Annotated in this window: 8 protein-coding genes and 1 pseudogene; 5 read left to right on the top strand and 4 right to left on the bottom strand. The window is 75.9% G+C overall.

Going from position 1 to position 8,643, the window contains the following annotated elements; all coding sequences use genetic code 11:
• Positions 1-231: pseudogene (locus tag F1544_RS22620) on the bottom strand (AraC family transcriptional regulator); the annotation flags it as partial.
• Between the two features lie 76 nt (positions 232-307).
• On the opposite strand from F1544_RS22620, the gene F1544_RS22625 reads away from it, so the two are divergent.
• A complete protein-coding gene (locus F1544_RS22625; protein WP_167588468.1) occupies positions 308-1,051 on the top strand; it encodes a dienelactone hydrolase family protein in 744 nt (247 codons plus the stop codon).
• Positions 1,052-1,162: 111 nt separating this feature from the next.
• Positions 1,163-1,408, top strand: a complete 246-nt coding sequence (locus F1544_RS25680; RefSeq protein ID WP_167588469.1) for a DUF2630 family protein — start codon at positions 1,163-1,165, stop codon at positions 1,406-1,408.
• Positions 1,409-1,491: 83 nt separating this feature from the next.
• Here F1544_RS25680 and F1544_RS22635 read toward each other — a convergent pair whose 3' ends face one another.
• Entirely contained in the window at positions 1,492-3,462 is a 1,971-nt protein-coding gene (locus F1544_RS22635; protein WP_167588470.1) for an NHL domain-containing thioredoxin family protein, read from the bottom strand.
• A gap of 309 nt (positions 3,463-3,771) precedes the next feature.
• Between F1544_RS22635 and F1544_RS22640 the strand changes: the two genes are divergently transcribed.
• Together F1544_RS22640 and F1544_RS22645 are read left to right on the top strand one after the other, a co-directional pair.
• Positions 3,772-4,380 carry a ClpP family protease gene (locus F1544_RS22640; RefSeq protein ID WP_308470283.1) on the top strand — a complete coding sequence of 203 codons (609 nt, stop codon included), beginning with the start codon at positions 3,772-3,774 and terminating at the stop codon, positions 4,378-4,380.
• Positions 4,380-4,979: a ClpP family protease gene (locus tag F1544_RS22645; protein ID WP_167588471.1), complete on the top strand. Its 600-nt coding sequence runs from the start codon at positions 4,380-4,382 to the stop codon at positions 4,977-4,979. The genes F1544_RS22640 and F1544_RS22645 overlap by 1 nt, the downstream gene beginning before the upstream one ends.
• A gap of 12 nt (positions 4,980-4,991) precedes the next feature.
• On the opposite strand, the gene F1544_RS25960 is transcribed toward F1544_RS22645, so the two are convergent.
• A complete protein-coding gene (locus F1544_RS25960; RefSeq protein ID WP_308470284.1) occupies positions 4,992-5,366 on the bottom strand; it encodes a helix-turn-helix domain-containing protein in 375 nt (124 codons plus the stop codon).
• Between the two features lie 111 nt (positions 5,367-5,477).
• Positions 5,478-6,977 (bottom strand): methyl-accepting chemotaxis protein, encoded by a 1,500-nt coding sequence (locus F1544_RS25685; protein WP_208972449.1) that lies wholly within the window; start codon positions 6,975-6,977, stop codon positions 5,478-5,480.
• A 213-nt stretch (positions 6,978-7,190) separates the two neighbouring features.
• On the opposite strand from F1544_RS25685, the gene F1544_RS22660 reads away from it, so the two are divergent.
• Positions 7,191-8,643, top strand: a 1,453-nt coding sequence (locus F1544_RS22660; RefSeq protein WP_167588473.1) for a TPM domain-containing protein, incomplete at its 3' end; no start/stop codon positions are given.

Genomic DNA, 8,643 nt, shown 5'->3' on the forward strand with positions numbered 1-8,643 from the left:
GTGCAGCCCGCCCACGAGCGCGTCGAAGCGGCCGCCCGGCTGCGCGGGGTCGGGGTGGCGCTCGACCACGAGGGGGTCGTCGAGGGTGAGGATCAGCGTCATCCACGGCGACGGCAGCCCGAGGTGGCGCACCGGCCCCACGCCCGCCTCCCGGTAGCCCGAGCACCCGGCCACCCAGGGCCGCAGCGCGGGCGCGGCGCGGCGCCGCACGTACTGCCGGACGGGCTCCACCCCGTCGATGGTGCCCCCGTCCGGCACCGCGCGACCAGGGGTGGCGCGGTGATCACCCGCGGGTGACGATGCGCGCATGCCCATGACGACGATCCCCTCGGCCGACGGCACCCCGCTGCCCGCCTACCTGTCGCTGCCCGTCGCGACGTCGGACCGCCCCGGACCGTGGCCCGGGGTCGTCGTGGTCCACGACGCGTTCGGCCTCGGCGACGACGTCAAGCAGCAGGCGGACTGGCTGTCCGCGGCCGGCTACGCGGCCCTCGCCCCGGACCTGTTCTCCCGCGGCGGGGCGCGCAAGTGCCTGCGCGGGGTGTTCCGGCAGCTCGCCGCCCGCGAGGGCGTCGCCTTCGACGAGATCGAGGCGGCGCGCACGGCGCTCGCGGGACGCGAGGACACCACGGGGCGCACGGGAGTCATCGGCTACTGCATGGGCGGGGGCTTCGCCCTCCTCACCGCCGGCCGCGGGATCTTCGACGTGGCGTCGGTGAACTACGGCCAGGTCCCCGACGACGTCGAGGCCATCCTCGCCGGGGCCTGCCCGGTGATCGGGAGCTTCGGCGCCAAGGACCGGTCCCTGCCGGGCGCGGCCGCGAAGCTGACCACGGCGCTGGAGGCCACCGGCGTCGAGCACGACGTCCACGAGTACCCGCAGGCCCGGCACGGCTTCCTCAACCGGATCGCCGCCGTCTCGCCCCTGAACCCCGTGATGAAGGCCGCCGGCGTCGGCTACGACGCGGGCGCCGCCGAGGACGCGAAGCGCCGCATCCTCACCTTCTTCGACACCCACCTGCGGGCCGCCCCCGCGACCGCCCGAGGCTAGTCGCCGCAGCGGGGCCGGGGTGCGCCTCCGGCCGCGCCGCGCACCGGGGCGTCCCCTACTGTGCTGAGCCCGGCGCCCAGCAGCGGCGCCACCCGGACCGGGAGGAGCCCCGTGGACGACAGGACCATCCACCAGCAGATCACCGAGCTCGTCGCGCAGGAGCACGAGCTGCGCAGCGCCCTGCAGGCCGGGGACGTGAGCTCGGCGGAGGAGCGCGGCAAGCTGCGCGAGGCCGAGGAGTCCCTGGACCAGCTGTGGGACCTCCTGCGGCAGCGGCAGGCCAAGCGCGACGCGGGCCTGGACCCGGACGAGGCGGGCGAGCGCCCCGTCAGCGAGGTCGAGGGCTACCGGCAGTAGGTCGCCCGCCGGGCGGTGTCCGGACCCGCCGCCCCACCGTCGGGCGGCGGCCGGACTCGCTCCGGCAGCAATCCCGCCGGGCTTCAGGCCCCGCGCAGCTCCAGCACCAGGTCGTCGCCGGCACCGGCGACGAGCCGGACGGGGATGCCCCAGTCCTGCTGGTAGAGGTGGCACGCGGCGAACTCGGGGACCTCGCCGGTCTCCGGGTCGCCGTCGCAGGCGGCGGCCTGGACGCTGACGTGCAGGACGCCCTCGGTCAGCCCGCTCGTGGCGGGATCGGCCAGGACCACGCTGCGCTGCAGGCCCTCCGCGTCCCCGGCCCCGGCGACGAGGAGTTCCGGCGGCGAGGCCGCGACGACGAGGCGGGTGGGGTCGCCCCAGCGGTGGTCGAGCTTCTGACCGGTCGGCGGCGTGAACGCCACGCTCAGCGAGACGGCCCCCGGCGGCAGGTCCGTGGGCGGGCGCTGGACGGTGTGCGCGCCCTCGTCGACGCGCACCTCCACGGGCACCGCGAAGCGCGTGATCCGGTGGGCGGCGGCCTCGACGACGAGGAGCGACTCCGCCTCACCCGTGCCGTCGACGAGCACGTCGGAGGGTTCCGCGAGGTCGGTGAGCAGCGTGGTGACCTGACCGGTCGCGGGGTCGTAGCGCCGCAGCGCCCCGTTGTAGGTGTCGGCCACGAGGAGGCTGCCGTCCGGGGCGACCGTGAGGCCCAGCGGGTGCTGGAACAGGGCGGGTTCCGCGTCCCCGGACGGGACGCCGGCGCCGTCGCGGAAGCCGAAGTCGAACAGCCCCTGCCCGACGGCCGTGCCGACCTCGTACCCGGCCCCGGCGACCGCCGCGACGTTGGCCATCCGCTCGTCCTCGACAACGCGGATGCCGCTGTCCACGGAACCGCTCCGCCGCAGCCACCGCAGCGCCGAGGTCTCGGCGTCGACGAACCAGAGGGTCTCCACGCCGTCGACGTCTTGGACGGCGAACCCGGAGGTCTGCGCGAACCACGCCTGCTCGGCGGGCCCGTCGTTGATGCCCTCGGCGGTGGTGCCGGCGAGCACCCGGACGGTGCCGGCGTCCGGGTCGAACGCCCACAGCTGGTGCACCCCGGCCATCGCGACGACGACCTGCCCGTCGAACCAGGCCACGTCCCACGGCGTCGACAGGTCCTGCTCGAGGGCGGGACCACCGCCCTCGCGGCGGCGCAGCTGCCGGCCGGTGCCGGCGACGGTCGTGACGGTCCCGTCCGCGAGGCGCACCGCGCGCAGCGCGTGGTTGACGCTGTCGGCCACGACGACGTCGTAGCCGAGCCGGGCCGCGACGTCGGCGGGCAGCACCGCGAGGCCCTGCGGCTCGGCGAAGCGGGCGGTCCCCGCGTCGCCGTCCTGCAGCCCGCGCTGCCCCGACCCGATGCGCCGGCGCTCGGTGACGAGGTCCGCCTCCAGCTCCACGAGCTGGTGGTGGGCGGTGTCGGCGACGAGCAGCCCGCCGTCGGGCAGCGCCACGACGCGCGCCGGGAACCGCAGCGCGGAGTCGGCCGGTGCGGGCGCCACGTAGGGGCCGCTGCCCCGGTGCAGCGTCCCCTTCGCGTCGTGCTCCGCGACCAGCTCGTCGAGGAGCACCGCCAGGCCGTGGGCGTGCCCCTCCCCCGACAGCGACGCGACGACGTAGCCCTCGGGGTCGATGACGACCAGCGTCGGCCACGCGCGCGCGGTGAACGCCTTCCACGTCACGAGGTCGGGGTCGTCGAGGACCGGGTGGTGCACCTCGTAGCGGTCCACGGCCGCGTCCAGGGCCGCGGGCTCGGCCTCGTGCCGGAACTTCGGGGAGTGCACGCCGACGGTCACCAGCACGTCGGCGTAGCGCTCCTCGAGCGGGCGCAGCTCGTCGAGGACGTGGAGGCAGTTCACGCAGCAGCTCGTCCAGAAGTCGAGCAGCACGACCTTGCCGCGCAGGTCGGCGAGGCTCACGTCGACGCCACCGGTGTTCAGCCACCGGCGGCCGACGAGCTGGGGGGCGCGGACGCGCGCGCGGGCGGTGCGGGAGGAGGTGCTGGCCACGCCTCCATCCTCCCCCCGCGCCGCGGGTGGGTGCGACCAGGCCCTGGCGGCGCGGGCCCCGGTGGCTTCACCGCGGACCACGGTCGACCGCCGTCCGCCGGGGTCCACCGGCGGCCGTCCAGGGCCCCCTGTGGACGGACCGCGGGGAACTCCCCCGTCCGGTCCTAGGTTCGGCGACGTCCCGCCTCTCCGGGGTTTCTCCCCCCGGCAGATCTCCCCACGGCAGAAACCCCTCCCCCGTCCACCGACCCAGCCCGACAGTGGTGGCAGGCCCGCTCCCGCCGGCCGGAAGAACCCCAGGAGGTCATCGTGTCCGCACCACCGAGCACCCTCGCCGGTCCCTTCGACGACCAGCTGTCCCAGCGGTTGCTGCACCAGCGCATCGTCGTCCTGGGGACGGAGGTGGACGACACCGCCGCGAACCGCATCTGCGCGCAGCTGCTGCTGCTGTCCGCCGACGACCCCCGCAGCGACGTCGCCCTCTACATCAACTCCCCCGGCGGCTCGATCAGCGCCGGCCTGGCGATCTACGACACCATGCGCCTCATCCCGAACGACGTGGCCACGCTGGTCATGGGGATGGCCGCGAGCATGGGGCAGTTCCTGCTCTGCGCGGGCACCGCCGGCAAGCGCTTCGCCCTGCCGCACGCCCGCGTGATGATGCACCAGCCCTCGGGCGGGATCGGCGGCACCGCAGCGGACATCGCGATCCAGGCGCAGAACCTGGCGCACACCAAGGCGACGATGCAGCGGCTCATCGCCGAGAACACCGGGCAGGACGTCGCCACCATCGACGCCGACTCCCAGCGCGACCGGTGGTTCACGGCCGAGGAGGCCCGCGACTACGGCCTCGTCGACGCGGTCGTCGAGCGGGTCGAGGACGTGCGGCTCGGCGCGGTGCGACGGGTGGGTCTGTGATGTCCACCGTCATCCCCTACGTCACCGAGACGACCGCACGCGGTGACCGCACCTCCGACGTGTTCAGCCGGCTGCTCTCGGACCGCATCGTGTTCCTCGCCGGGGAGATCGACGACGCGGTGGCCAACGTGGTCATCGCGCAGCTCGTGCACCTGGCCTCGGAGAGCCCCACCGCCGACATCAACCTCTACATCAACTCCCCCGGAGGTTCCGCGACGGCGCTGACGGCGATCTACGACACCATGCAGTTCGTCCAGCCCGACGTGGCGACGTTCTGCGTGGGGCAGGCCGCCTCGGCGGCCGCGGTCCTGCTCGCCGCCGGGGCGCCGGGCAAGCGGTCCGTCCTGGAGCACTCGCGGGTCCTGCTGCACCAGCCCTCGGGCGGGGCGCAGGGCACGGCGACGGACCTGGAGCTGCAGGCCGCCGAGGTGCTGCGGATCCGCGCGCAGATCGAGCAGGTCCTCGCCCGCCACACGGGCCACGACGTCGCCCGGCTGCGGGCCGACCTCGACCGCGACCTCGTGCTGCCCGCCGAGGCGGCCGTCGCCTACGGGGTCGCCGACCGCGTGGTGTCGCCGCTGGACGCGGTCCGCAGCTGAGCGGTGACGACCTCAGGCGGCGAGGGACAGCGTGGCGCCGGAGCGGCCCGCGCCGGCGCGACCGGCGAGCGCCGTGCCCGTGCGCGTCACGAGGTCGGTCAGCGTGAGGTCGAGCGCCTCGCACACCGCGGCCAGCACCTCCGAGGAGGGTTCCTTGCGGCCCCGCTCCACCTCGGAGAGGTAGGGCAGCGACACGCGCGCCGCGGTCGCGACGTCGGCGAGGGTCCGGCGCTGGGCGGTGCGCTCGGCGCGCAGGACCCCGCCGAGGACGACGCGCAGCAGGGGTTCCGGCGGCCGGCGCTGGGCCGGGCGGGACTCCTCGCCCGGCGCCGGCGGACCGGGCACGCGGGGCACCAGTCGGAGGGGGGTGCGCAGCGCGTGGTCCACGACGGTCTCCAGTCCTCGACGGCTGAGACGGCCGACGCTACGAGCCGGACGTGGGGCACCGCACGGGTGTCCGCTCAGGGCGGACACCCGTGCGGTGGTCGAGGGGCCGCGTCAGCGCCGGTTGTCGAACGCGGCCGCCATCTCGGCCTGCTCGTCGATGACGTCGCCGATGCGGGCCTGCACGGTGTCGAGCTCGCGGATGATGCCGGCGGTCGTGTTGATGCCCTCGGCGACGGACCGGCTCGAGTTCTGGATCCCGGCGATCTGCTCGGCCACGCGCTGGGTGGCCTCGGCGGTCTCCCGCGCGAGGTCCTTCACCTCGCTGGCGACCACGGCGAAGCCGCGGCCGAGCTCCCCGGCGCGCGCGGCCTCGATGGTCGCGTTGAGGGCCAGGAGGTTCGTCTGGTCGGCGATCCCCGAGATGATCTTGATGACCTCGCCGACGGCGGCCGAGGCGGCCTGCAGCGCGTCGACGTCCGTGGTCATCGTGGTCGCCTGGCTCACGGCGGCGTCGGCGACCCGCCCGGCGTCCGTGGTGGCCTCGCGCAGCCGCGACACCGTGGTGAGCAGCTCGCGGGAGCTGTCCGCGTCGGCCTCCACGCGGCGCAGCACGTCGAGGCGCTGGGAGAGGAGGTGCTGGACGTTGCGCAGCGCGGAGGCGCGCGAGTCGGACAGCTCGATGGTCTCCGTGGAGAAGAAGTCCATCGTGCCCACGACCCGGCCGTCGGCCGTGATGGGGAAGCAGACGCCCGAGCGCACGCCGGCCCGCTGCGCGGCGGGAGCCCGGACGCAGTCGGTGATCTCCCCGAGGTCCCGGACGAAGACGAGGTCCCGGGCGCGCCACGCGCGGCCCGAGAGGCCGACGCCCTCGGCGAAGGAGGCGGTCAGCGTCACCTTGCGGAACTCCTCGCCCGCCGAGCCGGACTCGGTGACGAACTTCAGCTTGCGGTCGCTCTCGTCCAGCGCCCAGTAGGAGCCGTAGGCCCAGCCGAACGCGGAGCGCACCGTCTCCAGCGCGAGGCGCAGCGCCCCGGCCTGGTCGCCGGCGTCGCCGATGCTCGTCACCACGGAGGTGACGGCGCTGCGGTCGTTCAGCGTCTCCTGCAGCTGGGCGGAGTCGAGCGCGCTGCGCCGGGCGTGGGCCGCGACGCGGGCGATGGCCTCCCACTTGGCGCTGCGGCCGCCGAAGAACGGCAGCGGGTCCTTGCTGTAGAACTCCTGGACCGCGACGACCTTGCCGGCCTCCGTGATCGGCATCTGGCAGCCGTGGTGCGCGCCCGCGGCCTGCGCGTCGCGCCAGCGCAGGCAGGCGTCCGTGCCGGTGCCGATGCCGCACTCCTGCGCCTGACCCGACGAGATCGCGCGGCCGCCCAGACCGTCACCGGGGCCGATCCCCAGGTCCCGCGACGCCGCCATGGCGGGGGCGAGCTGCCCCACCTCGGCGCCCAGGCGGAAGCGACCGTCCGGACCGGGCAGCCAGACCGCGCCGTAGGCGAGGTCCAGGGCTCCGACGAGGGCGCGGATGCCCGCGAGGTGGGCCTCGACCTCCGTGGTGACGCCGCCGTCGAGGGCGGCGAGCACCGCTTCGAGGGCCTCGACGTCGCGGGGCATGGGACCGGTCGGGGTCGCAGCAGCGCGGGGGGAGCGTCGGAACACGGAGTTCCTCTCCGGTCGTGCGCGGCGGCCGTGGTCGACGACGTCACGCGGTGGGTCTTGCACTCCCTCGATCGGCATCGAGGACGCCGACCTGAACCGGCCCCTCCTCCCGCCCCCGCGCTCGCGGGACCTCGGCGGACGGCCGCGGCGCGCGGCAGACTGACCGCCGTGAGACGACGCACGAGCACTGCCCTGGCCGCGCTGCTGATCGCCGGGTCCGGGATCGCGCTGGCCGCACCCGCGGCCGCCGACCCCCCGTCCCGGCTCACGAGCCAGGTCACCGACCGGGTCGGCGCGCTCGAGGGTGGGCAGCGAGAGGTCGACGACGCGCTGCGGCAGCTCAGCGACGAGGACCGCCAGCAGCTCTGGGTCGTCTACGTCGGCTCCTTCGACGGGATCTCCGGCGAGGACTGGGCGCGGCAGACGTTCGAGGCGAGCGGCTTCGGCACCGACGACGTGCTCCTCGCCGTGGCGGTGGACGACAGCGCGTACGCCTACCACGTGTCCGACTCCTCCCCGCTGACGCAGGAGGAGCTGACGCAGGTCTCCCGCGACACGGAGACCGAGCTGGGGCAGGAGGACTGGTCCGGCGCCGTCGTCGCCGGCGCGCAGAGCATCGGCGACCAGGTGGGCGGCGGCACGGGGAGCTCCTCCGGCTCGACCACCTCGGGCGGCTCCTCCGGAGCGGGGCTGCTCGTGCTCGTCCTCGTCGTCCTGGTGCTGCTCGGGGTCGTCGTGGCCCTCGTGCTCCGCGCGCGCCATCGCCGCGGCGCCGGTTCGGGCCCCGCCGCGGCGGGCGGCCCGCCGGACCCGTTCGCCGGCACGAGCACCGCGGACCTCCGCACGCGCGCCGACGCGACCCTGGTGCGCGCCGACGACGCGGTCCGCACCAGCGGCCAGGAGCTGGAGTTCGCGAGGGCCGAGTTCGGCGAGGAGGCGACCCAGCCGTTCGCCGCCGCGCTCGCGGCGGCCAAGGCGGCGCTGACCGCGGCCTTCCAGCAGCGCCAGCTGCTGGACGACGACGAACCCGACGACGACGCCCGCACCCGGGCGCTGCTCACGTCGGTCCTGCAGTCCTGCGAGCAGGCCGGGGCGGCCCTGGACGCCGAGTCGGGGCGCATCGAGGAGCTGCGCGACCTCGTGGCGACGGCCCCCCAGCGCCTCGACGCCGTGGCGACCCGGCTGCCGGAGCTCGAGGCCCGCGTGGCGCCGGCGCGCGCCGAGCTGACCCGCCTGGCGGCGCGGTTCAGCCCCACCGCCCTGTCGTCGGTCGCCACCAACCCCGACGAGGCGCTGCGCCGGACCGCCGCGGCGCGCGAGGCCGTCGACAGCGGCCGGGCCGCGATCGCGGCCACCACGGAGGGCGACGCCGTGGTGGACGCCGTCCGCACCGCGGAGGAGGCGAGCGCGCAGGCCGCCCAGCTGCTCGACGCCGTCGGCCGGGCCGGGGCGGACCTGGACCGTGCGACCGCGGAGCTGCCCACGGCGCTGCTGCGGCTGCGGACCGACCTCGACACGCTGGGCGCGGCCGCGCAGGACCGCGACCTGGCCCAGGCCGCCGCCGCCGCGCGGGCGGCCGTCGCGGCGGCCGAGGAGAGCGGCGGGGTGGACCCGCTCGGGG

Origin of the sequence: Kineococcus rubinsiae, from assembly GCF_011839805.1 — a bacterium.
Taxonomy (GTDB): domain Bacteria; phylum Actinomycetota; class Actinomycetes; order Actinomycetales; family Kineococcaceae; genus Kineococcus; species Kineococcus rubinsiae.